24 protein-coding genes are annotated in these 26,876 nt (G+C 73.2%); 8 read left to right on the forward strand and 16 right to left on the reverse strand.

What is annotated here, in order from left to right; genetic code table 11:
- Window positions 1-435: 435 nt before the first annotated feature.
- Complete coding sequence (locus tag SRB5_RS33535; protein WP_153457291.1) at window positions 436-1,200, reverse strand: DUF4097 family beta strand repeat-containing protein; 765 nt, start codon at window positions 1,198-1,200, stop codon at window positions 436-438.
- A gap of 94 nt (window positions 1,201-1,294) precedes the next feature.
- Entirely contained in the window at window positions 1,295-2,098 is an 804-nt protein-coding gene (gene proC, locus SRB5_RS33540; protein ID WP_153457293.1) for a pyrroline-5-carboxylate reductase, read from the reverse strand.
- A 303-nt stretch (window positions 2,099-2,401) separates the two neighbouring features.
- On the opposite strand from proC, the gene SRB5_RS33545 reads away from it, so the two are divergent.
- Complete coding sequence (locus SRB5_RS33545) at window positions 2,402-2,800, forward strand: hypothetical protein (protein ID WP_153457294.1); 399 nt, start codon at window positions 2,402-2,404, stop codon at window positions 2,798-2,800.
- A 6-nt stretch (window positions 2,801-2,806) separates the two neighbouring features.
- On the opposite strand, the gene SRB5_RS33550 is transcribed toward SRB5_RS33545, so the two are convergent.
- The 7 genes from SRB5_RS33550 to SRB5_RS33580 form a co-directional block, all read right to left on the reverse strand.
- Entirely contained in the window at window positions 2,807-3,544 is a 738-nt protein-coding gene (locus SRB5_RS33550; protein ID WP_153457296.1) for an ABC transporter permease, read from the reverse strand.
- Window positions 3,541-4,326 (reverse strand): ABC transporter ATP-binding protein, encoded by a 786-nt coding sequence (locus SRB5_RS33555; RefSeq protein WP_153457298.1) that lies wholly within the window; start codon window positions 4,324-4,326, stop codon window positions 3,541-3,543. Before SRB5_RS33555 ends, SRB5_RS33550 begins: the two co-directional genes overlap by 4 nt.
- Window positions 4,327-4,437: 111 nt before the next feature.
- Window positions 4,438-4,725, reverse strand: a complete 288-nt coding sequence (locus SRB5_RS33560) for a hypothetical protein (protein ID WP_153457300.1) — start codon at window positions 4,723-4,725, stop codon at window positions 4,438-4,440.
- Window positions 4,722-5,060 carry an ArsR/SmtB family transcription factor gene (locus SRB5_RS33565; RefSeq protein WP_153457302.1) on the reverse strand — a complete coding sequence of 113 codons (339 nt, stop codon included), beginning with the start codon at window positions 5,058-5,060 and terminating at the stop codon, window positions 4,722-4,724. The genes SRB5_RS33560 and SRB5_RS33565 overlap by 4 nt, the downstream gene beginning before the upstream one ends.
- Window positions 5,061-5,196: 136 nt before the next feature.
- Entirely contained in the window at window positions 5,197-5,952 is a 756-nt protein-coding gene (locus SRB5_RS33570) for a class I SAM-dependent methyltransferase (RefSeq protein ID WP_153457304.1), read from the reverse strand.
- A gap of 32 nt (window positions 5,953-5,984) precedes the next feature.
- On the reverse strand, window positions 5,985-6,476 hold the full coding sequence (locus tag SRB5_RS33575) for a hypothetical protein (RefSeq protein WP_153457306.1): 492 nt from the start codon (window positions 6,474-6,476) through the stop codon (window positions 5,985-5,987).
- Window positions 6,477-6,577: 101 nt separating this feature from the next.
- Window positions 6,578-7,381, reverse strand: a complete 804-nt coding sequence (locus tag SRB5_RS33580) for a hypothetical protein (RefSeq protein ID WP_323378927.1) — start codon at window positions 7,379-7,381, stop codon at window positions 6,578-6,580.
- 45 nt (window positions 7,382-7,426) lie between these two features.
- On the opposite strand from SRB5_RS33580, the gene SRB5_RS33585 reads away from it, so the two are divergent.
- The 4 genes from SRB5_RS33585 (at window position 7,427) to ilvD (ending at window position 11,793) form a co-directional block, all read left to right on the forward strand.
- The gene (locus tag SRB5_RS33585) at window positions 7,427-8,353 is read left to right on the forward strand and encodes a Ppx/GppA phosphatase family protein (RefSeq protein WP_153457308.1); all 927 of its coding nucleotides are present in this window, start codon (window positions 7,427-7,429) and stop codon (window positions 8,351-8,353) included.
- Window positions 8,354-8,390: 37 nt separating this feature from the next.
- The gene (locus tag SRB5_RS33590) at window positions 8,391-9,212 is read left to right on the forward strand and encodes a sugar phosphate isomerase/epimerase family protein (RefSeq protein WP_323378928.1); all 822 of its coding nucleotides are present in this window, start codon (window positions 8,391-8,393) and stop codon (window positions 9,210-9,212) included.
- Entirely contained in the window at window positions 9,209-9,829 is a 621-nt protein-coding gene (locus SRB5_RS33595) for a TetR/AcrR family transcriptional regulator (protein ID WP_323378929.1), read from the forward strand. Before SRB5_RS33590 ends, SRB5_RS33595 begins: the two co-directional genes overlap by 4 nt.
- A gap of 113 nt (window positions 9,830-9,942) precedes the next feature.
- Entirely contained in the window at window positions 9,943-11,793 is a 1,851-nt protein-coding gene (gene ilvD, locus SRB5_RS33600) for a dihydroxy-acid dehydratase (RefSeq protein ID WP_153457310.1), read from the forward strand.
- Window positions 11,794-11,945: 152 nt separating this feature from the next.
- On the opposite strand, the gene SRB5_RS33605 is transcribed toward ilvD, so the two are convergent.
- Window positions 11,946-13,616: a BACON domain-containing protein gene (locus SRB5_RS33605; protein ID WP_323378930.1), complete on the reverse strand. Its 1,671-nt coding sequence runs from the start codon at window positions 13,614-13,616 to the stop codon at window positions 11,946-11,948.
- 204 nt (window positions 13,617-13,820) lie between these two features.
- On the opposite strand from SRB5_RS33605, the gene radA reads away from it, so the two are divergent.
- Both radA and disA read left to right on the forward strand, forming a co-directional pair.
- Window positions 13,821-15,254 carry a DNA repair protein RadA gene (gene radA / locus SRB5_RS33610; RefSeq protein ID WP_153457312.1) on the forward strand — a complete coding sequence of 478 codons (1,434 nt, stop codon included), beginning with the start codon at window positions 13,821-13,823 and terminating at the stop codon, window positions 15,252-15,254.
- 180 nt (window positions 15,255-15,434) lie between these two features.
- On the forward strand, window positions 15,435-16,562 hold the full coding sequence (disA, locus tag SRB5_RS33615; RefSeq protein ID WP_323378931.1) for a DNA integrity scanning diadenylate cyclase DisA: 1,128 nt from the start codon (window positions 15,435-15,437) through the stop codon (window positions 16,560-16,562).
- Between the two features lie 12 nt (window positions 16,563-16,574).
- Here disA and SRB5_RS33620 read toward each other — a convergent pair whose 3' ends face one another.
- The 3 genes from SRB5_RS33620 to SRB5_RS33630 all read right to left on the reverse strand — a co-directional run bounded on the left by SRB5_RS33620 (window position 16,575) and on the right by SRB5_RS33630 (window position 19,618).
- On the reverse strand, window positions 16,575-17,417 hold the full coding sequence (locus SRB5_RS33620; protein WP_153457313.1) for a hypothetical protein: 843 nt from the start codon (window positions 17,415-17,417) through the stop codon (window positions 16,575-16,577).
- A gap of 141 nt (window positions 17,418-17,558) precedes the next feature.
- Entirely contained in the window at window positions 17,559-18,458 is a 900-nt protein-coding gene (locus SRB5_RS33625) for a phosphoribosylaminoimidazolesuccinocarboxamide synthase (RefSeq protein ID WP_323378932.1), read from the reverse strand.
- Between the two features lie 89 nt (window positions 18,459-18,547).
- Entirely contained in the window at window positions 18,548-19,618 is a 1,071-nt protein-coding gene (locus SRB5_RS33630; protein ID WP_153457317.1) for an alkene reductase, read from the reverse strand.
- Between the two features lie 85 nt (window positions 19,619-19,703).
- Between SRB5_RS33630 and SRB5_RS33635 the strand changes: the two genes are divergently transcribed.
- On the forward strand, window positions 19,704-22,448 hold the full coding sequence (locus SRB5_RS33635) for a helix-turn-helix transcriptional regulator (RefSeq protein WP_153457319.1): 2,745 nt from the start codon (window positions 19,704-19,706) through the stop codon (window positions 22,446-22,448).
- Here the strand turns inward: SRB5_RS33635 and SRB5_RS33640 are convergent.
- The 3 genes from SRB5_RS33640 to SRB5_RS33650 all read right to left on the reverse strand — a co-directional run bounded on the left by SRB5_RS33640 (window position 22,430) and on the right by SRB5_RS33650 (window position 26,093).
- Window positions 22,430-22,876 (reverse strand): GNAT family N-acetyltransferase, encoded by a 447-nt coding sequence (locus tag SRB5_RS33640; protein ID WP_153457321.1) that lies wholly within the window; start codon window positions 22,874-22,876, stop codon window positions 22,430-22,432. The two genes, SRB5_RS33635 and SRB5_RS33640, sit on opposite strands and share 19 nt — an antisense overlap.
- A gap of 77 nt (window positions 22,877-22,953) precedes the next feature.
- Window positions 22,954-24,435 (reverse strand): N,N-dimethylformamidase beta subunit family domain-containing protein, encoded by a 1,482-nt coding sequence (locus SRB5_RS33645; protein WP_153457323.1) that lies wholly within the window; start codon window positions 24,433-24,435, stop codon window positions 22,954-22,956.
- Between the two features lie 65 nt (window positions 24,436-24,500).
- Window positions 24,501-26,093, reverse strand: a complete 1,593-nt coding sequence (locus tag SRB5_RS33650) for a hypothetical protein (protein ID WP_323378933.1) — start codon at window positions 26,091-26,093, stop codon at window positions 24,501-24,503.
- Window positions 26,094-26,876: the final 783 nt, after the last annotated feature.

Genomic DNA, 26,876 nt, shown 5'->3' on the forward strand with positions numbered 1-26,876 from the left:
CGTGGGAGCGACGGGGTATCAACATATCTGGCGTTGACTTTTGGCACGCTGTTGAGTTCTCAAGGAACGGACGCTTCCTTCGGAACCCTTTCACCGGTTCCTCCGGGCGCTTCCCTTCGGTGTTTCCGACTCTATCAGACTCTTTTCAGTGTCCGAACCCGGCCGGCGGGCTTTCCCTTGAGTCCGTTTCGCTTTCGCGTTCCGTCCTCGCGGTGGTCACTACGTTAGCGGATTTCCTTCCAGGCGCCTAATCGGGCCTTCCGACTCGAATTTCGGGCACGCCGAAATTGACCCGGTGAAGGGAACGTACTGAGTAGTGAGGTGTTGCCGGAAACAGTCGATGTGACTGCTCGAAGTCTGAGACGACTCCGTGGCAACCCGAAGAACTTTACGGACCGGGGACACCCGTGTCAAGTCGCCCATGTGGGGCGGGGGTCAGTGGGTCGCGGTGATGCGGATCGAGCCGTCGTGGGTGTGGGCCTCGAGCGTGCGGGCGCTGGTGTCGTCGCGCGGGACGTCGATGTCGACGCCGCCGTCCCGGGCGTCCGCTGTCACCTTGTACGTCGTGCGCGGGACCGTCAGGCGGACGCTGCCGTCCTTGCTCTCGGCCGTCACGCGCTGGGGAGTGTCGGTGAAGTCGAGGCGGATGCTGCCGTCGTTCGTGTGGGCCCGGACGTCGTGGGTGTTCAGGGCGTCGGCCTGGATGGAGCCGTCCTTCGTCGTGAGCTTCAGGGGGGCAGCGATGTCCGTGACCTTGATCGAGCCGTCCTCGGTGGTGATGTCGAGGGGGGTGGTGAAGCCTTCCGCCTTGACCGAGCCGTCGTGTTCGACGACCTTGACGGCGAAGCCCTTCGGGACCTCCACGCGGTGGCGGGATTCGCAGTTCACGAAGACGCCGCTGCAGTGTTCCTCGAACGTGAGGGTGCTGCCCTGCTGGGACCAGCTGGTGCCGGTCTCGCCGTTCCACTTCTCCGCCTTGAACCAGCGGGTGACCTTGATGTCCGTGCCCGTGCGGTCGACCGGGACCAGTTCGAGGGCGCTGTCGTCGGATTCGATGGTCAGGGTCTTCGTGCCGCCCGGGAGGGTGAAGGTGCGCTCCTCCGCCGCGCCGTCGTGCGTGGTGCTGCAGGCGGTGGCCGTGGCGGCCGTGAGGGCCGCGGTGGTCAGGGCCAGGGCCAGGGTGCGCTGCTTCTTCGTCATAGCCATGACCGTACGGAGCCGGGAGCTGCGGCGGGATCCGGTCGTCACCCGTCCTCGGAGGGGGGTTTACCCCCGGTGGGGACGGGGGGTCGCGTCACTGGCCGCCGAGTTCCTTCGAGCGGTCGCGGGCGGCCTCGATCGCGGCGATCAGGGCGGCTCGTACGCCGTGGTTCTCCAGCTCGCGGATGGCGCTGATCGTCGTACCCGCGGGGGAGGTGACGGCCTCGCGGAGCTTCACGGGGTGTTCGCCGCTGTCGCGGAGCATGACGGCGGCGCCGATCGCGGCCTGGACGATCAGGTCGTGGGCCTTGTCGCGGGGGAGGCCGAGGAGGATGCCGGCGTCGGTCATCGCCTCGACGAGGTAGTAGAAGTACGCGGGGCCCGAGCCGGAGAGGGCGGTGGCGGCGTCCTGCTGGGTCTCCGGGACGCGGAGGGTCTTGCCGACGGGCTTGAAGATCTCCTCGGCCCGGGTCAGGTGCTCGTGTGTCGCGTGGGTGCCGGCGCTGAGGACGGACATGCCCTCGTCCACGAGGACGGGGGTGTTCGGCATGACGCGGACGACCGGGGTGTCGTGCGGGAGGTGGCCCTCGATGAACGCCGTCGTGATGCCGGCCGCGGCGCTGATGAGGAGGCGGTCGGCGGGGACGTGCGGGGCGAGCTCCTGGAGGAGGGTGCCCATGTCCTGCGGCTTCACGGCGAGGATCAGGGTGTCGGCGCGTTTGGCGGCGTCGGCGTTGGAGACGGACTCCACGCCGTAGCGCGTGCGGAGGTCGTCGGCTCGTTCGCGGCGGCGGGCGGTGACCAGGATGTCGGTCGGCGACCAGCCCGCGCGGATCATCCCGCTGAGGAGGGCTTCGCCGATCTTCCCTGCGCCGAGCACTGCGACCTTCTGCGTCATGGGGTCATCCTCGCATCCGCGGTGCCTCTCCCTCCGGGTTGTCCACAGCCTGGGCATCGGCCGGGTAATTGCCGGGGTCCGGCAATGAGGGTCGAAGGTTTGTGCGCTGATATGGGGATTACGGGGGTTGGGTACGGGCGGGGATGCTCCAGGGTGAGGACGGGGGTGGGGTCGGTGGGGGCTCGGAGGTACGGGCGGGGGCGGTCCTTGTCCGCTCTCGCCGCACGGTCGCGGCTCTTCGCCTCGGCGGTCGGCGGGGGCTTCTGCGCGGTTTTCTATTGGGCGGCGTGGGGCCTGGGGTGGTTGCCCGACAGACACATGGCGTGGACGTACAGCGTGGGGAGCTGTGTCCTCTTCGCCGTGGCGTTCCTCGGCGCCGGCGCCCGGGACCGGCCGGTGGACCATGCGTATCGCGCTCCGTGGGAACCGGGACGCCGTCTGTGGGCGCGCCTGCGCGGGCATCCGCCGGAGCTGCGGGAAGCGGTGGCGGCCTTCGGGACGTCGTTGCACCGGATGACGGTCAGTCTGCCGGTGGAGCCGGAGGCCGTACTCCGGCATCCGGACTACCTACGGGCCCAGGTCTTCTACCGGCGGGCACGGCGGGCGCGTCCGGAACGAGTGCGGGAGTTGCTGGCCGAGGGGTATGTGGCGCTGGGGATCGTGGACGTCGGCTTCTCGGCGCAAAAGCGGCGGATTCCGTGACGGTGGTTACGCCGTGCGGCGGCGGAGGGTGGCTGCGCCCAGGGTTAGGACCAGGGCTGCGGCGCCGGCGACGATTGAGGCGTCGCGGATGAAGGTCGTGGTGATGGTCGGGTGGGTGAGGACTTCTCCCATGGCGTCCACCGCGTAGGACATCGGGAGGACGTTCGAGATCGCGTACAGGACCGGCTGCATCGTCTCGCGGGGGGCGAACAGGCCGCACAGGAGGAGTTGGGGGAGGACCACCGCCGGCATGAACTGGACCGCCTGGAATTCCGAGGAGGCGAAGGCGGAGACGAAGAGGCCCAGGGCTGTGCCGAGGAGGGCGTCCAGGAGGGCCACGACCAGGAGCAGCCAGGGGGAGCCCGCCACCTCGAGGTCGAGGAACCAGACGGCCAGGGCCGTGGCCAGGACGGCCTGGACGATGGCGAGGAGGCCAAAGGCCAGGGCGTAGCCGCCGATCAGGTCGCCCTTGCCCAGGGGCATCGCCAGGAGGCGTTCCAGGGTGCCGCTGGTGCGTTCGCGCAGGGTGGCGATCGAGGTCACCAGGAACATCGTGATCAGGGGGAAGATGCCCAGGAGGGACGCGCCCAGGGAGTTGAACTGCTGTTGTTTGCCGTCGAAGACCCAGTAGAGCAGCGCCAGCAGGATGCAGGGGACCAGGAGCATCAGGGCGACCGTGCGCGGGTCGTGGCGGAGTTGGCGCAGGACGCGGGCGGCGGTGGAGAGCGTGCGGGTAGCGTTCATCGGAGTGCCTCCTTGGCCTTCTCGGCGTCGACGATCTTCAGGAACGCCTCTTCGACCGTCCCCGTCCCCGTTCGCTCGCGCAGCGCGTCGGGCGCGTCGTCGGCGATGATCCGGCCCTCGCGCATGAGGAGCAGGCGTTCGCAGCGTTCGGCCTCGTCCATGACGTGCGAGGAGATCAGCAGGGCGGCGCCGCGTTCGGTCGCGATGCGGTGGAAGAGGTCCCACAGGTCGCGGCGGAGTACGGGATCCAGGCCCACCGTCGGCTCGTCGAGGACCAGGACGTCGGGGGTGCCGAGCAGGGCGACGGCCAGGGAGACGCGGCTGACCTGGCCGCCGGAGAGGTTGCCCGCGAGGGCGTCGGCGTGGTCCTCGAGGTCCACGTCGGCGAGGGCGGCGGTGACCTGGGCGTGGCGGTCGGCGCGGGAGGCGTGGGGGAGGAGGACGGCGGCGAAGTAGTCGAGGTTCTGGCGGGCGGTGAGGTCCAGGTAGACGGACGGGTCCTGGGTGACGTATCCGATGCGGCTGCGCAGCGCGGGGGAGCCGGCGGGGAGGCCGAGGACCTGGAGGGTGCCGGTGACCTTGGCCTGGGTGCCGACGGTCGCCCGCATCAGGGTGGACTTGCCGCAGCCGGAGGGGCCGAGGAGGCCGGTGATCTGGCCGCGGGGGACGTCGAAGTCGATGCCTCGCAGGACGGTCCGCGGGCCTCGTACGACCGTGAGGCCACGGGCGTGGACGGCGGGGTCGTCCGGGGGGCCCGAGGGGGCGGAGTCGTAATTCATCATGTGTTGAATATCCCGCGCGGGACGAGGCGCGTCAAGGACCGTTGGCGGGTGAAACGAAAGAGCGGGACACCCTCGTCAGGGGTGTCCCGCTCTTTCGTACGCCGGTGTGTGTCAGTCGATCGAGCGCATCATCTTCTCCATGGAGGACAGCGCGCGCCGTGCCTCCTCGAGCTCGTCGAGGGAGCGGCGGTGCAGCTCGAGGTTGTCCTCCAGCAGCTGCTGGTAGCGCGACGCCATCTGCTTGTACTGGTCCTCGCGGGCGGCGAGCGCCCTGGCCCGCCAGGTCGCGGCGAGCTGCCAGACGACCACGATCATCAGGGCGAAGAAGCCCAGGGCGCCGACGGCGCCGACGACCGCGCCGGCCTCGTCCGCGGCGAGTGTCACTGTCTGCTCGTTCATGTGGCGTCCTCTTTCTCCGTCTCGTGGTCCTTGATCGTCCGCGCCGCCCGGGCGATGACCGCGGGGCTCAGGGTGTAGCTGAACGGCGTGAGCTCGAAAAACTTCATGGCCTTACCGTCCGGGGAGAGCTCGAGCTCTCCTCGGACCAGCCCCGCGGCCTCCAGCCGCTGCAGGTGCATGTGCAGCAGCGGGCGGCCCATCCGCAGCTCGCGGGCGAGCCGGCTGACGTACTCGCGGCCCTCGCCGAGTGCGGCGACGATCCGCAGCCGGTGCGGGTTGCCGAGCGCGGCGAGCACCTTGAGGAGCTCGTCGCCGGTGGGGTCGGGGTCCGCCATGTGCGGCCTTCCTTCGCTCTTCGTGTACTCCACGTTGACAGGCGTCGCCGACACCTGTCAAAGGATGCTGACACATGTCCGGGAGGACTCAGGGATGTCCCTGATACGGGGTCGGGTGGGCCCCTGACATGGGCGGTCAGCCGGCTGCGGGGCGGACTACGGTCAGATTGCAGACGTACGGTTCGTCGAGCTCGCCGTCCGGGAACAGGCGCTCCAGCTCCGCCGTGAGGCCGTCGAGGGCCTTGGTCCGATCGGCGGGGTCCATGATCAGGAAGTGGGAGTGGCTGGCGATGTTGCGTACGTGGCCGGTCACCGTCAGGCGGCGGGACCAGGGGACCCGCACGGTCTCCAGGGTGACCGGGTAGGGCGCCAGGACTCCGTCGAGCTCGTCCGTGGCGCCGCGGGCGTGCATCGACAGGGCGCGCTCCTCCTCGGCCACCCACTCCACGGTCACGTCCGCCTCGTTCCACCACAGCGCCAGGGCCCCGTCGGGGCGCAGCACGCGCAGGGCCTCCGGGACGGAGCGGTCGGGGTCGGTCCAGTGCCAGGCCTGGGCGTACGTCAGGAGGTCGAACGTGTTGGCGGCGAAGGGGAGGTGGTTGCCGTCGCCGCGGACGAGGGGGGCGGTCGGTTCGGCGCGGCGGAGCTCCGCGGCCATGCCGGCGCCCGGTTCGAGGGAGACGACGCGGGCGCCGCGGGCACGCAGCAGGCGGGTGGCGATGCCGGTGCCGGCGCCGCAGTCCAGGACGTCGGAGCCGGCCAGGGGGCGGGCGGTGAGGTCCTCGATCGCGTCGAAGAGGGCGGGCGGGTAGTCGGGGCGGACGGCGGCGTAGTGGGCGGCGGCTTCGTCGAAGGAGAGGGCGCGGGGTGTGTTGCCGGGCTGCGTCGTCATACGGTGATCATGCATCCGCCGCAACGGGGGTGTCAGCGCCTGCGCTTGCGCCTCGCCGGGTTGCCCGTGCGGGACGTGCGCTGCTTCTCGTACAGCGCAACGGCGGAGCGCCATTCCGTACGGTGCAGCTTCTCGCCGGGGGCCTCGATCAGGTCGCGGACGAGGTACGCCAGCAGGACGCCGAGGAAGCCGATCCCCCGTACCGCGCGCAGCGAGGCGTCGCGGGCCGCGTCCTCCCCGCTGGGGCGGGCGGTGAAACGCGCGAGGGTGCGCGTGAAGGCGAGCGAACTGCACACCGCGAACGCGATGACCAGCAGCCAGGGCACCAGGCCGCCGCTCTCCCCCAGCGTCAGCCCGTCGTACGCCAGCTTGAGGACGAGCGCGCCGGCGGCCGTCGCCGCGAGGGCGCCCACGGCCAGGGCGGCGCGGCGCAGCCAGTACGGGGCGGCGCGGTCGACCCACGTCGTACCGAAGAACCTCAGCGGTTCGGGCAGGGGGCGGCTGTCGGGCTGCGCTTCGGTCATACGCCGATTATCCGGCCGCCGGGAAGCGCGGACGCCCGCCCCTCGAAGCCGGGCGGCGACCCCGCCCCCCGGCTGGGGGTGTGGGGTTATCCCCACAAGACTCAGCAGTCGTCCGCCGGATGCGGCGCCACCAGCGGCAGCGAGGACGCCAGGCGCTGCTCGCACAGCTCCACCAGCACGTCGTACCCCTTCCGCCCCATCAGCTCCACCAGCTCCGCGCGGTAGCTCACGTACACCGGCTCGCCCGCCCCGTGCGCCGAGCGCGCGGAGGTGCACCACCAGTGCAGGTCGTGGCCCCCGGGGCCCCAGCCCCGGCGGTCGTACTCGCCGATGGACACCATCAGCACCTTGGTGTCGTCCGGCCGCGTGACCCAGTCGTACGTGCGCCGCACCGGCAGCTGCCAGCACACGTCCGGCTTCGTCTCCAGCGGCTCGCGGCCCTCCCGCAGCGCCAGCAGATGCAGCGCACAGCCCGCGCCGGCGGCGAAGCCCGGGCGGTTGTTGAAGATGCACGCCCCGTCGACCCGGCGGGTCTTGCGCTCGCCGTCCTCGTCGAGCTCCACCCAGCCCCTGCGGGAGGACGTGCCCTCCGCGTGGTACTGCCAGAGCTCCGGCGTGAGCTGCTTGACGAAGCCGGCGACCCGCTTCTCGTCGTCCTTGTCGGAGAAGTGCGCGCCGAGCGTGCAGCAGCCGTCCGCCGCCCGGCCCGCCTCGATGCCCCGGCAGCCCTGTCCGAAGACGCACGACCAGCGTGACGTCAGCCACGTCAGGTCGGCGCGGAAGACCTGGTCCTCGTCGGCGGGGTCGGGGAATTCGACCCAGGCGCGGGGGAAGTCGAGAGCGGTCTCGTCGGGCCGCGCCTGCTGTGCGGCGTCTGCCCGGTTTGCCTTGTTCGTCTTGGCCACACCACCAGCGTACGGCCCCCTCCGGGAGGCAGTAGCGTCTCCACCATGAGACTCGGAGTACTCGATGTCGGTTCGAATACGGTTCATCTTCTCGTCGTGGACGCCCACCCGGGCGCCCGCCCGCTGCCCGCGTACTCGCACAAGGCGGAGCTGCGGCTGGCGGAGCTCCTCGACGACGAGGGGGCGATCGATTCGACCGGGGTCGAGCGGCTGATCGAGACGATCGACGAGGCTCTGCTCGTGGCGGAGGACAAGGGCGCCGAGGACGTGCTGCCGTTCGCCACGTCCGCGGTACGGGAGGCCGCCAACGCGGAGGACGTGCTGGCGCGGGTCGCGGCCCGGACCGGGGTGAAGCTGCGGGTGCTCAGCGGCGAGGAGGAGGCGCGGCTGACGTTCCTCGCGGCGCGGCGGTGGTTCGGCTGGTCGGCGGGGCGGCTGCTGGTGCTGGACATCGGCGGGGGTTCACTCGAAATCGCGTACGGCATAGACGAGGACCCGGACCGCGCGGTGTCGCTCCCCCTGGGCGCCGGCCGGCTGACGGCGTCCTGGCTGCCGGGCGATCCGCCGGGGGCGGAGGACGTACGGGCGCTGCGCCGGTACGTACGGGCGCAGATCGCCCGCACCGTGAGCGACTTCGCCCGGCTCGGGCATCCCGACCATGTGGTGGCGACGTCCAAGACGTTCCGCCAGCTCGCCCGGATCGCCGGCGCCGCCCGCTCGGCGGAGGGGCTGTACGTACACCGCACGCTGACCCGGGCGTCCCTCGAGGAGTGGGTGCCGAAGCTGGCGGCGATGAACACCGAGCAGCGCGCCCAGCTGCCGGGGGTGTCCGACGGGCGGGCGCCGCAGCTGCTGGCGGGGGCGCTGGTGGCGGAGGGGACGATGGACCTGTTCGGGGTGGACGAGCTGGAGCTGTGCCCCTGGGCGCTGCGCGAGGGTGTCATCCTGCGCAAGCTCGACCAGCTGCCGTGAGCGGACCGTCCGCCGGGACAGGCCGTACCCTGTCTCCGTGGCAGAGCTAGTGCGGATCCCCGACGCGAAGATCGCGCTGTCCACGGCCTCGGTCTATCCGGAGCCGACGGCGACCGCTTTCGAGACCGCCGCCCGGCTGGGCTACGACGGCGTCGAGATCATGGTCTGGACCGACCCCGTGAGCCAGGACATCGACGCCCTGCGCCGGCTCTCCGACTACCACGAGGTGCCGGTGCTCGCCGTGCACGCGCCGTGTCTGCTGATCACCCAGCGGGTGTGGTCGAAGGACCCGTGGGAGAAGCTGCAGCGCGCCCGGTCCGCCGCCGAGCGGCTGGGGGCGTCGACCGTCGTCGTACATCCGCCCTTCCGCTGGCAGCGCACCTACGCGAAGGACTTCGTCGACGGCATCTGGCGGATGGCGAACGAGACGGACGTACGGTTCGCCGTCGAGAACATGTACCCCTGGCGCTACCGGGACCGGGAGATGCTCGCGTACGCCCCCGACTGGGACGTCACCGAGCAGGACTACCGCCACTTCACGATCGACCTCTCCCACACCGCCACGGCGCGCAACGACGCCCTGGACATGGCCGCGCGGATGGGCGAGCGGCTGACGCACGTCCACCTCGCCGACGGGTCCGGGTCCGGGAAGGACGAGCACCTGGTGCCCGGGCGCGGCAAGCAGCCGTGCGCGGAGCTGCTGGAGCGGCTGGCGGCGACCGGCTTCGACGGGAACGTGGTGGTCGAGGTGAACACCCGCCGGGCGATGTCCGCCGCGGAGCGGGAGGCCGATCTGGCGGAGGCCCTGGCGTTCACCCGGCTGAACCTGGCGACGGCCGCCCCGCGGGGCACGCGGTGACGACCGCCGGGGCACCCCGGCGGCGGCGCGGACGGCCGGCCGCGGGGGAGGCGGACGGCGGGCCCAGCGCGCGGGAGCGGATCCTGACGGCGGCCCGTACGGAATTCGCCGCGCGGGGCTACGACAAGGCGTCCATCCGCGGCATCGCCAGGCGGGCGGACGTCGACCCGGCACTCGTCCACCACTACTTCGGGCCCAAGGAGCAGGTCTTCGCGTCGTCCCTCCGGGACGCCGTCCAGCCTGCGCTCGACATACCGGACGTGCTGTCCGCCGGAGCGCCCGAGGAGGCCGGGGAGCGGCTGACGCGGCACCTCTTCGGCGTCTGGGAGAACACCTTCACCCGCGAGCCGCTGCTGGCCGTCATCCGCTCGGCGGTGAACAACGAGACGGCGGCGTCCATCTTCCGCGCGACCGTCGTCCGCCAGCTCCTCAAACGGGTCGCCCCCCAGCTGACGGGGACGGACGCGGAGCTGCGGGCGGAGCTGGCGGTGGCGCAGCTCGTGGGGACGGCGATGCTGCGGTACATCATCAAGGTCGAGCCGCTGGCGTCCGCCGATCCGGAGGATCTGATCCGGCGGCTGGCCCCCGTGGTGCAGCAGCATCTCGCCGACGGGTGACCGCCCGGTCTCAGGGGGCGGTCACGGGTTCCGTATCGCGGACAGTGCGTCCGAATCTTGAACGGGGGGCGTAATCTCGTAAGCTCCCACGATTCGACTCCCGGGAGGCACTGATGCCCGAGCTGAGGTCCCGCACCGTCACCCACGGCCGCAACATGGCGGGCGCCCGCGCCCTCATGCGGGCATCGGGTGTAGCCAGTGAGGACATCGGGAAGCCGATCATCGCGGTGGCGAACAGCTTCACCGAGTTCGTGCCCGGGCACACCCACCTCGCGCCCGTCGGGCGGATCGTGTCGGACGCCATCAAGGCCGCCGGGGCGGTGCCGCGGGAGTTCAACACCATCGCCGTCGACGACGGCATCGCGATGGGGCACGGCGGAATGCTCTACAGCCTGCCGTCGCGGGACCTGATCGCGGACTCCGTGGAGTACATGGTCGAGGCGCACTGCGCGGACGCGCTGATCTGCATCTCGAACTGCGACAAGATCACCCCGGGCATGCTGATGGCCGCCCTGCGGCTGAACATCCCCGTCGTCTTCGTCTCCGGCGGGCCCATGGAGGCCGGCCAGGCGACCCTCGTGGACGGGACCGTCCGCAAGCTGGACCTCATCGACGCCATGGTCGACGCGGCCAACGACAACATCTCCGACGCGGACGTGCTCCGTATCGAGCAGAACGCCTGTCCGACGTGTGGCAGCTGCTCCGGGATGTTCACCGCCAACTCCATGAACTGCCTCACCGAGGCGATCGGACTGTCGCTGCCCGGCAACGGCTCCGTCCTGGCCACACACACCGCGCGGCGGGCGCTGTACGAGAACGCCGGGCGGACCGTCGTCGAGCTGGCGCGGCGGTACTACGAGCAGGACGACGAGACCGTCCTGCCGCGGAACATCGCGACCCAGGCGGCGTTCGAGAACGCCATGGCGCTGGACATCGCCATGGGCGGGTCCACCAACACGATCCTGCACCTGCTGGCCGCCGCCCAGGAGGCCGGGCTGTCGTTCGGGCTGGACGAGATCGACGCCGTGTCGCGGCGGGTGCCGTGCCTCGCGAAGGTCGCGCCGAACGTGGCGCCGCAGGGGACGTACTACATGGAGGACGTGCACCGCGCCGGCGGGATCCCCGCGATCCTCGGGGAGCTGTACCGGGCGGGGCTGCTGAACGAGGGGGTGCACTCGGTGCACTCCGATTCGCTGGCCGACTGGCTGAAGCAGTGGGACGTTCGGGGTGGGTCGCCGTCCGCCGAGGCCGTGGAGCTGTGGCACGCGGCGCCCGGGTGCGTGCGGTCCGCTTCCGCGTTCTCGCAGTCGGAGCGGTGGGAGTCCCTCGATACGGATGCCGCCGGGGGGTGCATTCGGTCCAAGGAGCACGCGTACACGCAGGACGGTGGGCTGGCCGTGCTGCGGGGGAATCTCGCGGTCGACGGGTGTGTGGTCAAGACCGCGGGGGTGGACGCCTCGATTCTGACGTTCGAGGGGCCTGCGGTTGTCTGTGAGTCGCAGGAGGAGGCGTGCGAGAAGATTCTCGGTAAGCAGGTCAAGGCCGGGGATGTCGTCGTCATCCGGTACGAGGGGCCCCGGGGCGGGCCCGGGATGCAGGAGATGTTGTATCCGACGTCCTTCCTGAAGGGGCGGGGGCTCGGGAAGGCCTGTGCGCTCGTGACCGACGGGCGGTTCTCCGGGGGGACGTCCGGGTTGTCCATCGGGCATGCGTCGCCGGAGGCTGCTGCCGGGGGTGTGATCGCGCTCGTCGAGGACGGGGATCTGGTTCGGATCGATATCCCGGGGCGGTCCATCGAGCTTGTCGTCTCCGAGGAGGAGCTGGCCGCTCGGCGGTCGGCTCTTGGGGGGCGGTATGCGCCTCGGGATCGGGTGCGGAAGGTTTCTGCTGCGCTTCGGGCTTATGCGGCTATGGCTACGTCTGCGGATCGTGGGGCTGTGCGGGATGTTTCCCTTCTGGGGTGATCCTCTTTGGTCGCTGCCGCGGCGGCCGCCCCGCGCCTTCGGCGCGGGGGGATTCCCACCCGCATAGCCACCCGTTGCCGGTTCCGGGGGGCACCGTCGGCCGCCGCTACGGGGGTGGCGTTGCCGGTTCCGGGGGGCACCGTCGGCCGCCGCTACGGGGGTGGGGGCTGGGTTGTTTCCGTTGGGGTTGGGGTTGGGGTTGGGGTTGGGGTTGGGTCCGTTGACGGTGGGGGGTCCGTTGTCGGTGGGGGCGTTGTCGGGGTCGGGTCCGGCGGTGGAGTTGTCGGGGTCGGGTCCGGGGCGGGTGTCGTGGGGGCCGGGGTTGGCGGGCGGGGGATTGAGCGGGGGCTGCCCTGGCCGTGGAGGAGGATTTCGGCGCCTGCGGGGGCGATGAAGACGCGGGCGTTCCAGGACGCGCGGGGTTCGCGGGCGTGGTTCACCGAGACCGTGATCGTCGTGGATTCGCCCGGGAACAGCGTGCCCTGCGTGCTGCTGAACGTCAGCCACGGCGCGTTCGCGCTCGCCTGCCAGCGCACCGCCGCGCCGCCCGACGCGCGCAGCGTGATCAGCGTGGCGTCGCCGCTCGGCATCGCCTCCACCGTCAGCCGGCCCGGGCCCGCGCCGGGGCGGGCGGGACGGCCCGCGGGACCGCCGTCGTCCACGACCTCCACCGAGACGTCCGGCGCCCTGCTGCCCGCCGTGAACCGCGGTGACGGCACCGCCTGCGCGCTGCCCGCCTTCTCCACCGGGGCGCCGTCCAGCTCCTGCGGCCCGTCCGCGTGGTCGCTCGCCGTCGGGAACACGCCCGCCGTCCCCTCCCCCGTCGCCGGCGCGCTCCGGTACGCCGCCCACAGGGCCAGCACCGGCGCCGCCAGCACCGTCGCCACCACCGTCGACGTGATCGCCCGGTTGCGCAGGCGGTCGCGGCGGGCGGCGCGGACCTTGGGGTCGCGCGGACGGCCCGTACGGTCGTAGCGCGGCGCGTGCACCCGGCGCGTGCGCTGGGCGTACAGCATCGCGGCGTGCAGCGGGGCCCGCGGGGCGGCGATCACGGGGAGCCGTCCGGTGGCCTGTGCCGTCCAGCCCAGCGATCCCGGCCAGCCCGCGGCGAGGCCGGCCCGCTCGGCGGTGCGGCGGCAGTCGGGGCAGTCGTCGACGTGGCGTACGAGCTCGCGGCGCAGCGCCGCCCCCAGCAGGACCTCGCTGTCACCGGCCAGGCGGGCCACGACGGGGCAGTGGCCGCGCTCGACGACGGCCAGGGCGGCCTGCGTGCGTTCCACCTCGCAGGCGGCGCGGGAGAGGAGGTCGCGCGCGGCGTACGGGTCCATGCCGAGGACGACGGCCACCTCGTCCGGGGGCAGGCCGTGGCGGACCGCCAGCTCCAGCGCCTCCCGCTGCTCCGGGGTGGTCCCGGCGGCCTCCGGCCAGGCGAGCCGGGCCAGCTCCCGGCGGCGTTCGTCCGCGGTGTCGCCGTCGGCGGGGGTGGTCGTACGGGAACGTTCCTTCTCGGTCATCCTGCGCAGGCAGGACCAGCGGGCCAGGGAGTACAGCCACGGGCGCCGCGCCGCCGCGCGGTGGGCAGCGGGGGCCCTCCGGGGGCGGCGGGGGCGGCGTTCGGCCAGGGCGAGGACGTCGCCGAGGGCGGCGGTGGCCTCGTCGTGGTCGCAGAGCACGGACAGGCAGTACGTGAACAGGCCGTCGAGGTACGGCTCGTACGCGGCCGGGGGCGTCTGCGGGACGGGCTTCGCCCGGTGGCGGGACGTTTCTCCGGCGTGGGCGCCTCCGCCGCGGGGGCGGGTGTGGTCGGTCCGGCTGCTTGTCACCCCGGTGACGGTAGGGGGATTCTCGGTGACGCATACCTGAGGTTCGGCTCAACTCACCCTGACGGGTGAGGGGATCGCTCGATGTGGGGAATGGAACGGCGTGTTCCGGGGCGCGTCCACGCTTCACGCGCGCCGGGGGGATATGCCCCCGGGGCACGGCGGACGCCGGCGGCGTTGTCGGACCCACCCGCTACCGTGGCCCCCATGGCTCAGCGAAAGACCGGCGGCAAGGACCGCCCCTCCTACCGGTGTTCCGAGTGCGGGTGGACCACCGCCAAATGGCTCGGGCGCTGCCCGGAGTGCCAGGCCTGGGGGACGATCGAGGAGGCGGGCGCGCCGCAGGTGCGGACCACCGCCGCCACCCGTGTGACCACGTCCGCCGTGCCCATCGCCCAGGTCGACGGCACCCGGGCCGAGGCCCGGGGGACGGGGGTGCCGGAGCTGGACCGGGTGCTCGGGGGCGGGCTGGTCCCCGGGGCCGTGATCCTCATGGCCGGGGAGCCCGGCGTCGGGAAGTCGACGCTGCTGCTGGACGTCGCCGCGAAGGCGGCGGACGCCGAGCGCCGCACGCTGTATGTGACCGGTGAGGAGTCCGCCGGCCAGGTGCGCCTGCGGGCCGACCGGATCGGCGCGCTCAGCGACCATCTGTATCTGGCCGCCGAGACCGACCTGGCGACCGTCCTCGGGCATCTGGACGAGGTGAAGCCCTCCCTCCTCGTACTGGACTCCGTCCAGACCGTCGCGTCCGGCGAGATCGACGGCGCCCCCGGCGGTATGGCGCAGGTGCGCGAGGTCGCGGGGGCCATCATCCGCGCGTCCAAGGACAGGGGGATGTCGACCATCCTCGTCGGCCACGTCACGAAGGACGGCGCCGTCGCCGGCCCCCGCCTGCTGGAGCACCTGGTGGACGTCGTGCTGCACATCGAGGGCGACCGCCACGCGCGGCTGCGCCTGGTCCGCGGCGTGAAGAACCGGTACGGGGCGACGGACGAGGTCGGCTGCTTCGAGCTGCACGACGAGGGCATCACGGGCCTGGCCGACCCCAGCGGCCTCTTCCTCACCCGCCGCGACGAGCCCGTCCCGGGCACCTGTCTGACCGTGACCCTCGAGGGCCGCCGCCCCCTGGTCGCCGAGGTCCAGGCGCTGACCGTCGACTCGCAGATCCCCTCCCCCCGCCGGACCACGTCGGGGCTGGAGACCTCCCGGGTGTCGATGATGCTGGCCGTCCTGGAGCAGCGCGGCCAGATCACGGCGCTGTCCAAGCGCGACATCTACAGCGCCACCGTCGGCGGGGTGAAGCTGTCCGAGCCGGCCGCGGACCTCGCGGTCGCGCTGGCCCTGGCGAGCGCGGCGAGCGACACCCCGCTGCCGAAGAACCTGGTGGCCATCGGCGAGGTCGGCCTGGCCGGCGAGGTCCGCCGGGTCACGGGCGTCTCCCGCCGTCTGGCCGAGGCGGCGCGGCTCGGCTTCACGCAGGCGCTGGTCCCCGCCGACCCGGGCAAGGTCCCGCCGGGCATCGAGGTCCGCGAGGTCGCGGACATAGGGGAGGCGCTGCGGGCCCTGCCCCGGCGCAGATCCCGCGGCGGACAGAAGAGCGAGGAGAAGCAGGCGGCACCCGAGAAGACCGGTAGGTCCTAGGGGCTCCCGTACGGACGACGGAGGTTCGAAGACAGCCTCCCGGCCCCGGACCGGGAACTCCAGACCGGACGGAGCGGGCCCGCCGGTAGACTTTGCACCCCTTGTCCATGGGCAGGCCCTTCCGGCGCGTGTCGCGCCGGGCCGGGGGCCGGCTCCGGACCCCGACCTGGAGGACGCGACGTGGCAGCCAACGACCGGGCGGCGGCTCCCGGCAGAGCCGGTGCCGGCCCGGGCTCCGACGGCCTCAAGATGCGCGCCGCGCTCAGCGCGGTGGCGCCGGGTACGGCGCTGCGCGACGGGCTGGAGCGGGTGCTGCGCGGCAACACGGGCGGGCTCATCGTCCTGGGCATGGACAAGGTCGTCGACGAGGTGTGCTCCGGCGGCTTCGTCCTGGACGTCGACTTCACCTCGACGCGGCTGCGCGAGCTGTGCAAGCTCGACGGCGGCGTCGTCCTCGACCACGACCTGACGAAGATCCTGCGCGCGGGCGTGCAGCTGCTGCCCGACGCCTCCATCCCCACGGAGGAGACGGGCACCCGGCACCGGACGGCGCAGCGGGTGTCGATCCAGTCCGGCTTCCCCGTCGTCTCCGTCAGCCAGTCGATGCGGCTGATCGCGCTGTACGTCGACGGCCAGCGCCGCGTCCTGGAGGACTCGGCGGCCATCCTCTCCCGCGCGAACCAGGCCCTGGCCACGCTGGAGCGGTACAAGCTGCGGCTCGACGAGGTCGCGGGCACGCTGTCGGCGCTGGAGATCGAGGACCTGGTGACGGTCCGGGACGTCTCCGCCGTGTCGCAGCGTCTGGAGATGGTCCGCCGGATCGCCACGGAGATCGCCGAGTACGTCGTCGAGCTCGGCACGGACGGCCGCCTGCTCTCCCTCCAGCTCGACGAGCTCATCGCCGGCGTCGAGCCCGAGCGTGAACTGGTCGTACGGGACTACGTGCCGGAGCGGACGGGCAAGCGGCAGCGGACCGTACCGGAGGCGGTGGCCGAGCTGGACCGGCTGTCGCACGCGGAGCTGCTGGAACTGTCCACGGTCGCCCGCGCGTTGGGCTACTCCGGGTCCCCCGAGACACTGGACTCGGCGGTGTCGCCGCGGGGCTACCGGCTGCTGGCGAAGGTGCCGCGCATCCCCGGCCTGGTCATCGACCGGCTCGTCGAGCACTTCGGCGGGCTGCAGAAGCTCCTCGCCGCGAGCGTCCAGGACCTGCAGACGGTGGACGGCGTGGGCGAGGCCCGGGCCCGGTCCGTACGCGAGGGGCTGTCGCGGCTCGCGGAGTCGTCGATCCTCGAGCGGTACGTCTGAGGCCCGTAACCCCTACGCGTCGAGCGTGAACTGCGCCTTCGACAGCGGCAGGCCCTTCGGCTTCAGCTCCGCCTGGAAGCCGCCCGTCCCGACCGAACGCGCCTTGACCTCGGCGCACTCGGGGGCGCTGCGCACCCGGTCCCAGGTGATCGTGCGCTGCATCGAACCGCCCGCCGGGACCTCCAGCAGTATCGCGTTCGACGTCCACGGGCAATCCTCGGAGGACCACAGCCGGGTGTCGTCGTCCGCGTCCCGGATCGTGATCACGGCCCACTCGGGGCCGAAGGCCAGCTTGCAGGCGCTGGACGCGGCGTTCGTCGCGGTGAGCTCGAACTCCGGCTTCTCGCCGGGCTGATACGTCTTCTGCGTGCTGCGGATGCGGAACGTCACCGCGGAGGAGTCGCAGTCGGGGAGCGTCGACTCGGACGGCACGCCGTCGTCGCCCACGGGGAAGCCGTTCGTACCGCTGCCGCCCGTACCGCCCCCGGCCTCCGTACCGCCGCCGGTGTCGCCGCCGCCCGTTCCGCCGCCGTCGCCCGACGCCGCGTCGCCGGGCTCGTCCGACGCGCCGCTGCCCGGGGTCCCGTTGCCGTCGTCGCCCTTGTCGCCGTTGTCCGTCTCACCGCCGCCACCGGGGCGTCCGGTGATCAGCGGCCCCGAGCTGCTGGGGCCGGGCGTGATCGACACCGCCGGACCCTTGCCCTCCGGTTTGTCACCGCCGCCGCCCCCGCCGCCCAGGGTGAACGCCCAGGCGATCACGAGGGCGAGCAGCGCAACCAGGGCAGCCAGCAGGCCCCTTCGCCGCCAGTAGATGTTGGAGGGAAGAGGTCCGACCGGATTGCGCAGAGATCCCACGGCCCAAACCTTACGAGACGGAGGGGGGAAGTCTCTCCTATACCCGGGTTTAACGATGGTGGTGCCGTGTTTCGCCCGGGTGGTGTGGTTGCGGCTGGGGGTCCGGGGGTTACCCCCGGGGAGAACGCGGCGCCTACGGGGTCAGAGCCACCGCATCCGCGTCAGACGCTCGTACGCCTCCACGTACTTGGCCGACGTCTCCGCCACCACCGCCTCCGGCAGCTCCGGCGGCGGTGCCTCGCCGCGGTGGTCCCAGCCGGACGCCGGGGACGTCAGCCAGTCCCGTACGAACTGCTTGTCGAACGACGGCTGCGACCGCCCCGGCTGCCACGCGTCCGCCGGCCAGAACCGCGAGGAGTCCGGCGTCAGCACCTCGTCCGCCAGGATCAGCGTCCCGTCGTCGTACCCGAACTCGAACTTCGTGTCCGCCAGGATGATCCCCCGGTCCCGCGCGATCTCCCGCGCCCGCCCGTACACCGCGAGCGTCGTCTGCCGCAGCTCCGCCGCCACGTCGGCGCCGACCCGGCGGGCGACCTCCTCGTACGACACGTTCTCGTCGTGCTCCCCGACCTCCGCCTTCGTCGCCGGTGTGAAGATCGGCGCGGGGAGTTCGGAGCCGTCGGTGAGGCCCTCGGGGAGGGCGAGGCCGCAGACGGTGCGGGAGACCTCGTACTCCTTCAGCCCGGAGCCGGTGAGATAGCCGCGGGCGACGGCCTCGACCGGGACCATGTCGAGCCGCCGGCAGATCAGCGTGCGGCCCTCCCAGTCGGCGGGGGCGCCGGCGGGGAGGTCGGTGGAGATGACGTGGTTGGGGACGAGGTCCGCGAGCTGGTCGAACCACCACAGCGAGAGCTGCGTGAGGACCCGGCCCTTGTCGGGGATCTCCGTGGGCAGCACCCAGTCGTACGCGGACATCCGGTCGCTGGCGACCATGACGAGCCGGTCCTGGGCGTCCCGGTACAGCTCGCGCACCTTGCCGGTGTGCAGATGCACCAGCCCCGGTACCTCGATGGGCTCGGGCTTTACGACGAAACCGGTCACGGCGTCCTCCGGGAGATTGCTACGACGCACCGATTGTCGCCCATGTCGCGCCCGCCCACCGCCGCGGGGTGGACGGGCACGCACCCGGGTCAGCCAAGCGGCGCGTAGTCCGTGTACCCCCGGTGGTCGCCCCCGTAGTACGTGTCGGGGTCATCGGTGTTGAACGACGCCCCGGTACGGATGCGCTCGTGCGCGTCGGGGTTGGCCAGCCACAGCCTGCCGTACGCCACCGCGTCGGCGCGGCCGTCGCGCAGCGCCCGCTCGGCGTGCTCGGCGGCCTCCTCCAGGGGCTTGCCCGCCGGGTTGAGGATCAGCGCGGCCGGCCAGTCGCGGCGGATCCTGTCCGTGATCGCCGGGTCGCCGACCTCCGTGACGTGCAGATACGCCAGGCCGTACGGGGCGAGGGCCTTCGTCAGCGCCGTGTACAGCTCCTCGGGGTTCTCCTCGGTGATCCCGTTGAAGGTGCCGCCGGGCGAGACGCGGAAGCCCACTCGGTCGCCGCCGATGGCGTCGGAGACGGCCTGCGTGACCTCGACGGCGAAGCGGATGCGGTTCTCGACGGAGCCGCCGTAGGCGTCTGTGCGGCGGTTGGCGTTGTCGGAGAGGAACTGCTGGATGAGGTAGCCGTTCGCGCCGTGCAGCTCCACACCGTCGAACCCGGCCTCCACGGCGTTGCGGGCGGCGGCGGTGAACTCGTCGATGACCCGGGCGATGTCGTCCAGCGACAGCTCACGCGGCTCGGGGTGGTCCAGCATGCCCGCGCCGCTGAACAGCTGACCGCCGGAGGCCACCGCGGAGGGCGCCTCGGGGAGGCCGCCGTCCGGATAGAGGGTCGGGTGGCCGATCCGCCCGGCGTGCATCAGCTGGGCGAAGATCACGCCGCCCTCGGCGTGCACCGCGTCGGTGACCTTGCGCCAGGCGGCGATCTGCTCGTCGGTGTGCAGACCGGGGGTCTGGATGTAGCCCTGGCCGCGCATGGACGGCTGGACGCCCTCGGTGACGATGAGCGCGGCGCCGGCGCGCTGGGCGTAGTACTCGGCGGTCAGCTCGGTCACCAGGCCGCCGTCCTCCGCGCGGGAGCGGGTCATCGGGGCCATGACGAGGCGGTGGGGGAGCTCGTGGCGGCCGATCCGGACGGTGTCGAAAAGATTGTTCGTCATGCCCTCGAAGTTAGGTCCGCGGGAATGCCCGCCGAATCCGTAGCGCTTCGGTAATCGACTACTGGGCCGATGCGGAGACTTACGGATGCTGGTCGGACGGACCACGGAACAGACGGAACTGCGGCGGCTGCTGGAGGCGGCCGGCAGCGGGCGCGGCGGCGCGCTCGTGCTGCGCGGCGAGGCCGGGATCGGCAAGTCGGCGCTGCTGTCGTACGCGCAGGAGACGGCCGGTGAGGGCTGGACCGTGCTGCGGGCGACGGGCTTCGAGGAGGAGTCCGACCTGGCGTTCGCGGGGCTGCTGCAGCTGCTGCGGCCGGTGGTGGACCGCGTGGACGCGCTGCCGGAGCCGCAGTCCGACGCGCTGTGCGCGGCGGTCGGGACGGGCGGGGCGCGGCCGGGGGACCGGTTTCTGACCGGGCTGGCGGTGCTGTCGCTGCTGGCGGAGGTGGCGGAGGACGGGCCCGTCCTGGCGGTGCTGGACGACGCCCAGTGGCTGGACGAGCCGTCGGTGGAGGCGCTGCTGTTCGCCGCGCGGCGGCTGGTGGCGGAGCGGGTGGCGCTGGTGTTCGCCGCCCGGGACGGCGGGTTCCGGGCGGCGGGGCTGCCGGAGCTGGAGCTGGGGCGGCTGGCGGGGGACGACGCGCGGCTGCTGCTGGACGAGTTGGGCGTACCGGCGTCGGCTCGGGAGCGGGTGCTCGCGTCCGCCGAGGGAAACCCTCTGGCCATGGCCGAGTTCGCGGACTCGGTGGGCGGGGCGCCGCTCGCCGGGGCGTCGCCGCTGACCGCCCCGGACCGGGTGCTGGCCGCGTACCGGGCGAAGGTGATGGCCCTCCCCGAACGCAGCCGGCTGATCGTGCAGCTGGCCGCCGCCGAGAGCCGGGGCATCCTCGACCTGCTGCTCGCCGCCGCCGCCCACTTCGGCGCCGGGCTGGAGGACCTCGCCGAACCGGAGGCGCAGGGGCTGGTCACCGTGCACCCGGACCGGATCACCTTCTCCCATCCCCTGATGCGCGCCGCCGCCTACGCCAGCGTCCCCGCCGCCCGCCGCGTCGCGATGCACCGGGTGCTCGCCGACGTCTCCGCGGACGGCTCCCCGGACTGCACCGCCATGCACCGGGCGGCCGCCGCGATGGGCCCCGACGAGCCGGCGGCGGCGGCGCTGGAGGGGTACGCGGAGCGGGCCTCGGCGCGCGGCGGCCCGGCGTCCGCCGCCGGCGTGTACGCGCAGGCCGCCCGCCTCTCCCCCGAGCCCGCCGACCGGGTGCGGCGGCTGACGGCCGGGGCGTGGGCGGCGCAGCAGGCGGGGCACGCGGAGCAGGCGGCACAGCTGGCGGACGAGGCGTACGGGCAGACGGCCGACCCGGAGCGGCGGGCGGAGCTGGCGTACATCAGTTCCTTCTGGCTCTTTGAGGACGACCGCCCGGCGGAGGCGGCGCGGCTGCTCACCGACCACGCCCGGCCGGTGAACGGCAGCCGGCGCTCGGCGTCGATGCTGCAGACGGCCGCCACGTACGCCTGGTTCACCGGGGACGAGGCCGCGCTGCGGCTGGCCGGCGAGCTGCTCGGCGGGCGGACGGCGGTGGACCGTTCGGTGCGGGGGCTGGCGGCGGTCCAGGCCGGTGACTACGCGCGGGGGCTGCCGCTGCTGACGGAGCTCGCCGGGTCGCTCGCGGATTCCGGCGACGCGAGCGCGGCGATGCAGACGGTCTCCGTGGCGTCGCTGCTGCCGGACGACACCGTGCTGCCGCTGGTGCGGGAGCTGATCCAGGAGTCCCGGCGGCGCGGCTGGATAGGGCGGCTGCCGTATCTGCTGCATGTGCTGGCCCGGGTGCAGATCTACGCGGGGGAGCACCGGGACGCCGAGGCCACGGTGGCGGAGGCGGCGACGATCGCGCGGGACACGGGGCTGCGCAAGCGGATCGAGCGGCTCGATCATCTGGTGGCGCGGATCGCGGCGGTCGAGGGGGACGAGGAGCGGGTCCGGCGGCTGGTGTCCGGGTCGATGGCGGCGGACGGCAACTACGGGCTGACGGCGCTGGCGCTGCTGGACCTGGGGCTCGGGCGGTACGAGGCGGCCGCCGCGCGGCTGGCGGCGGCGCGGGAGGAGGGCGGGGTCAGCGCGGCGCTGATCTTCGCGGCGGCGGACGAGGTGGAGGCGGCGTACCGGCTCGGCGACCCGGCGCGCGCTTCGGCTGCGGCGCGGCGGTTCGAGGCGTGGGCGGATGCGTCGGGGCAGACGTGGGCGCGCGCGGTGGCGCTGCGCGACCGGGCGCTGCTGACGGGGGAGGCGGAGCACTTCGAGGCGGCGCTGGAGCTGCACGCGAAGGGGGAGCGGCGGCCGTTCGAGTGGGCGCGTACGGCCCTGCTGTACGGGGAGCAGCTGCGCCGCGCCCGGCTCCGGACGCGGGCGCGCGAGCAGCTGCGTACGGCGCTGGACCTGTTCACGGAGCTGGGCGCGGCCCCCTGGGCGGACCGGGCGCGCACGGAGCTGGGGGCGACGGGCGAGGTCACGGCCCCGGCGTCCGCCGGCGCGTCGCCGCTGGCGGCGCTGACGCCGCAGGAGCTGCAGGTCGTGCGGCTGGCGGCGGTGGGGACGTCGAGCCGGGACATCGCGTCGCAGCTGTTCCTGTCGCCGCGGACGGTGGAGTACCACCTGTACAAGGCGTATCCGAAGCTGGGCGTGAACTCGCGGCGGGAGCTGGCGGGGCTACTGCATTTTCCGGGGGATGACCCCCGGACCCCCAGCCGGACAGACGGGTTGGCCGGGGTAGTCGGCGCGACGTCGCTGGGCGGCCCTGAGCGAGCAGCCTCCTACACCGGCGCGCGGTAGAAGATCTTGTCCGGCTTCGGCGGCACCCCCAGCGCCTCGTACAGCGCGAGGGCCTGCGGGTTGTCCGTGTCCGCCGTCCACTCCACCCGCGTACAGCCCAGCTCGCGCGCGATGTCCGTCAGCCGCTCCATCAGCGCCCGGGCCACGCCCCGGCGCCGGCCGTGGTCGCGGACGTAGAGCTCCTTGAGGAACAGGCTCGTGTGCGCCCCGGACGCCGGCCAGTGGAAGGTGTACGACGCGAACCCGAGCACGCCCGCGTCCCCGTCCTCCGCCAGCAGCACCGTCGCCGCCGGACGCGGGCCGAACAGCGCGCCGCGGATCTGCGCGGGGTCGCGGGGCGAGGGGTCGCCGCCGTAGTGGCCCTCGGTCTCGCCGAGCAGGACGGAGATGAGGCCGACGTCCTGCGCGGTCGCCTCGCGGATGTGCATCTGCCTGCGCCTTTCCTCGTACGAGCTCCCCCCGCCGTCACCGTAGACGACGGCCTCGGCCCGCCCGAGGGCGGGCGTCAGTCGCGCTTGCAGATACGGTCCAGCAGATTCGCCGTCGCCCGCTGGATCACCGGGGACGTGTGCCCGGGGCGGCCCAGGGCCGGGGACCAGGCAAACGTGCCGGCGGCGAAGACCAGCGCGCCGCTCGGCGCCCGGTACAGCGACGTCTCCTGATGCCGGCGCACCGATCCGGCGTCGCGGTACGGCGAGTGCGCGAGCAGGATCCGCTCGGTGTGCGGCGGCAGCGGCGCGCGCGGGAAGTACCGGTCCGCCTCCCCGGCGACGAGACCCGGGACCTCGTCGCCGTCCTGCGTACCGGTGGCGTCCCACAGCCAGTGGTCGGAGTTCTGTACGACGAGAGGCCACGCGCCCGGGACCCGCCCCACGTACTGGATCCCCAGCAACTCCTGCTCCGGCGGCCCCTGGTCGCGCCACAGCGCCGACTTCCCCGGCCCCTGGCGCTTGCGGCAGCGCAGCATCCGGTCGGGCTCGCCGGAGACGGAGGGGGCCAGCTCCACCTGCCAGTACATGGTGTTGGCGGAGAGGAACACCAGCGACGTCCCGGCGTCGCGGGCGGCCGTCGCGTGCCGGCGCATCGGCACCGACCAGTACTCGTCGTGCCCGGGGAAGACCAGGCCCCGGTGGCGGGCGGGGTCGACGCGGCCGGCGTGCAGATCGCGGGTGTCGGCGTACGCCAGGTCGTACCCGTACCGCTCGGCCCAGCGGATGAAGTCGTACGCGTGCCCCACGTGCAGCGGCATCCCGGCGCCCGCGTAGGGCCGGTCGAAGGAGACGGCGACGGCCGCGTCCGGCTCGCCCAGCAGCCGGCCGTCGCCGTCCCAGGCGTGGTAGAGCGAGGCGCCGGTGGCACCGTCCTCGGGGAAGAGGTTGTACGCCTGCCAGGTCACGTCCGGCAGGACGAGCAGCAGGTCGGCGGGCTCGAAGTCGCGCACGGTGAACGGGATGTGGGAGCGGAAGCCGTCGTCGGTGGTGAGGACGGCGACATAGGCGCCGGGGCTCCAGTACGAGGGGATCTGCAGCCGCCAGGAGAGCCACCAGTGGTGGCAGGACACCGTACGGTCGGCGCTCAGCGGGGCGGGCTGGACGATGCCGGATAACCGCGGGCTGGTCGTGATCTTGGCGGCGCCGTCGCCCGCGTAGTGGCCGATGCGGTAGACGTCGACGCCGAAGTGCTGCGGGGGACTGACCGTCACCCGGAAGTCGATGGACTCGCCGGGGGCGACCGCGCCGGCGGAGGCGAAGCCCTTGATCTGGCCGTGGACGTCGTCGGCCGTACGGGGCCCGGCGGCGCGCTGGGCGGGGACCGTGCCGCCGCTGCTCTGGCCGCAGCCCAGCTCCACGTACCAGGGGACGAGCTGTCCGTCGTCGAAGTAGCGCTCGCCCTCGCGCAGCCAGGGCAGCGGGCCCTGGGCGAAGGGGTCCGAGACGGCGTGCGCGAGGGCGCCGGACTCCCAGCGCCGGATCTGCTCCGTTCCCATGGTGTCGCCTTCCGTCGGCATGCCGCGTCGTCGGGCGGCGGTGTGCGTGTACGCGTGTGCTCGCCTCAGACGAGCAGAACCGGTTTCTCGGGTCGGACTCCCGCGTCGTTCAGCCAGCTCCGCAGCGCCGTCGCGTCGCCGGACTCCACGAGGGACTGCACCGCCCGGCCCAGCTCGGGCCGGCGCTCGCCGTCGACGAGCAGCGCGGGCCCGTCGAGCCAGTCCAGGCCGGGCGCCGCCCCCGCGGTGTCGACGGCGGCGCAGCAGACCATCGCCAGCACATGGTCGGTGAGCAGCTCGCGCCCCGTCCGGGGGGCCTGCAGCGGGAACAGCGGCGCGGTCAGCGGGACCTGGCCCGCCGGATCGCGGGGGGCGGCGCGCAGGGCGTCGGCGAGGGCCTCGCGGTCACCGCCGTCGTCCAGCCAGTCCACGACGCGGGCCAGGGTCGCCGACCGGCCGCTCTCACCCTGCTTGACGAGCCCGTCGAGGGCCCGGTGCAGCCGGGCGGCCTCCGTACGCCACTTGCGGTCGACGACCTCGTCCGGATACTGCTCCCAGGCCACCGGGCACCAGCCGGGGCCGGGCTCGGCCGGGCCGCCGTGGAACAGCCGGGCGGCGAGGAGCGATACGGCCTCGTCGACCGCGCCGGGCTCCTCCAGCAGATCGCAGGCGGGACGCTCGCCGAGGCGGGAGGCGAACGCGCCCTCCTGGGCGGCGAGACGGTCCCGGCGGGAGAGCTCGGTGAGGGCGGAGACGACGCCGGCGTCGAGACGGGAGGGCCAGCGGCCCATCCGCCAGGCGGGCAGGGCGACGCGGGTGAGCAGCCGGTCCCAGCCCGCGTAGGCGAGGCCCACCTGCTCCTGGGCGGCTATGCGCAGGCCGAAGTCGACGGTCTGCGCCCGCTCCGATCCGGCGGCGGCGACGCCGCGCTCCATCTCGGCGGGGTGCTCCCCGCAGGCGCGGAGCATCAGCTTCGCCGTGAACCGGACGAACGCCCCCGCCGGCGCCGGGAGGCGGCCCGGGGGCAGCGCGGCGGCGGCGTCGAGTCCCCGGATGAAGCGGCGGGCGGCGGCGATGTCGGGCTGGGCGGAGGGGCCCGTACCGGCCACGACGGGGGCGAGCAGGGCGCGGAGCTCGGCGACGCGCATCCACCACAGGAACGGGGAACCGATCACCAGCACGGGCGGCGGCAACTCCTGGGCCTCCCGGCCGCGCAGCAGCGCCCGCCCGGGACGCCGGGGGCTGCGGTCCTCGAGCCAGCTGTCGCAGTCGGGGGTCAGGGCTATCGCGGAGGGAGCCGGCACGCCGAGCCGGTCGGCGAGGTCGGCCACCAGCCGGTGCAGGTCGGGGGCGGCGTCCCTGGCGATGGGCACGGTGGGGCTGCGGGCGGGCTCGGCGCGCAGCACCGCGTCGGCGACGAGGGCGGCCAGGGCGAGGAGGACGGCGCCCCCGGCGGCCACCCACCAGCGGGAGGCTTCGAGGCCGCCGTGGATCCGGTCCGTCGCGGAGCCGGTGACCAGCACCACGGCCACGGCCAGCGGGAGGAGGGCCACGGTCAGCGCGGTGTGCCGCACGCGGAGCACGGCCAGGGCTCTGGCGCGGGCTGCCGCAGCGCCTGTGCCTCGCGGCGGCTGCCGCTGTACGTCGTCGTCCGTCACGGGCCGACCTCACCCCCTCGCGGTGGCTGTGCGTACGTCCACTGTCGCACCCGGTGCCGACAGTGCAATGCCGGTGGGCCTTTTGGCCCTGGGGCGGGGTCCCCACTGCGGGTGCACGATAGTTGTACGGGGGGTGGGCGTCAGCCGGATGGGGGAGCGGTCACTCGATTGGTTGGCTTTGGTCAGAGGTCACCTCCGTCGCGCCTCCGTCGCGCGGCGGTGTGGGTCGGTCTTCGTCTCCCGTTTGCGTCGGCTGACGCGCATCCGGCCTTCGGCCGGAGGCCTCAAGCGCCGGCCGGGCTTTTCGGCGCTTCGCGCCTCGCCCTCAAACGCCGGGCGGGCTGGATAGGGGGTCTTGTTCGCGTCGTCGGCTCGCCGCCGGGCGGGGGGTGCACCTCGCCTTGCGCTGTGGGTGCGCCGCAGTCCCGCCGGGGGTCGGGGCCGCCCGACACACCTACGCGCGTACTGCAGCGTCGTGGTCCATTCAGGCGCGTTTCCCGTACGCGCGCAGGCGTGTCGAACGTCCCCTCACTCCCGTACGCGGCCACCGGATTGTCCCAGGTCACCGCCCCCTGTAGCCCGCCAACCGCGGGGAACTCCCCCGGAGCACAGGCCCTCGAACGATCGCCCCCGCAGTCGCCCGCCCGGCGGCGCGAAGCGCCGACGCCTCACTCCGCATCCCGAGGCGCGCAGCGCCGCCCCTCACTGCGAGGCGCGCAGCGCCCCGCCCCCCGCTCCCGCCCCAAGGCGCGCAGCGCCGCAGACACACTCCACATCAACCCC

It is taken from the genome of Streptomyces smaragdinus (assembly GCF_009604385.1).
GTDB classification, from domain to species: Bacteria; Actinomycetota; Actinomycetes; order Streptomycetales; family Streptomycetaceae; genus Streptomyces; species Streptomyces smaragdinus.

Bases quoted from the DNA above. Each gene is read 5' to 3' on its own strand.
- SRB5_RS33535 (WP_153457291.1), bottom strand. From the start codon at position 1,200: ATGACGAAGAAGCAGCGCACCCTGGCCCTGGCCCTGACCACCGCGGCC.
- proC (WP_153457293.1), bottom strand. From the start codon at position 2,098: ATGACGCAGAAGGTCGCAGTGCTCGGCGCAGGGAAGATCGGCGAAGCC.
- SRB5_RS33550 (WP_153457296.1), bottom strand. From the start codon at position 3,544: ATGAACGCTACCCGCACGCTCTCCACCGCCGCCCGCGTCCTGCGCCAA.
- SRB5_RS33555 (WP_153457298.1), bottom strand. From the start codon at position 4,326: ATGATGAATTACGACTCCGCCCCCTCGGGCCCCCCGGACGACCCCGCC.
- SRB5_RS33560 (WP_153457300.1), bottom strand. From the start codon at position 4,725: ATGAACGAGCAGACAGTGACACTCGCCGCGGACGAGGCCGGCGCGGTC.
- SRB5_RS33565 (WP_153457302.1), bottom strand. From the start codon at position 5,060: ATGGCGGACCCCGACCCCACCGGCGACGAGCTCCTCAAGGTGCTCGCC.
- SRB5_RS33570 (WP_153457304.1), bottom strand. From the start codon at position 5,952: ATGACGACGCAGCCCGGCAACACACCCCGCGCCCTCTCCTTCGACGAA.
- SRB5_RS33575 (WP_153457306.1), bottom strand. From the start codon at position 6,476: ATGACCGAAGCGCAGCCCGACAGCCGCCCCCTGCCCGAACCGCTGAGG.
- SRB5_RS33585 (WP_153457308.1), top strand. From the start codon at position 7,427: ATGAGACTCGGAGTACTCGATGTCGGTTCGAATACGGTTCATCTTCTC.
- ilvD (WP_153457310.1), top strand. From the start codon at position 9,943: ATGCCCGAGCTGAGGTCCCGCACCGTCACCCACGGCCGCAACATGGCG.
- radA (WP_153457312.1), top strand. From the start codon at position 13,821: ATGGCTCAGCGAAAGACCGGCGGCAAGGACCGCCCCTCCTACCGGTGT.
- SRB5_RS33630 (WP_153457317.1), bottom strand. From the start codon at position 19,618: ATGACGAACAATCTTTTCGACACCGTCCGGATCGGCCGCCACGAGCTC.
- SRB5_RS33635 (WP_153457319.1), top strand. From the start codon at position 19,704: ATGCTGGTCGGACGGACCACGGAACAGACGGAACTGCGGCGGCTGCTG.
- SRB5_RS33640 (WP_153457321.1), bottom strand. From the start codon at position 22,876: ATGCACATCCGCGAGGCGACCGCGCAGGACGTCGGCCTCATCTCCGTC.
- SRB5_RS33645 (WP_153457323.1), bottom strand. From the start codon at position 24,435: ATGGGAACGGAGCAGATCCGGCGCTGGGAGTCCGGCGCCCTCGCGCAC.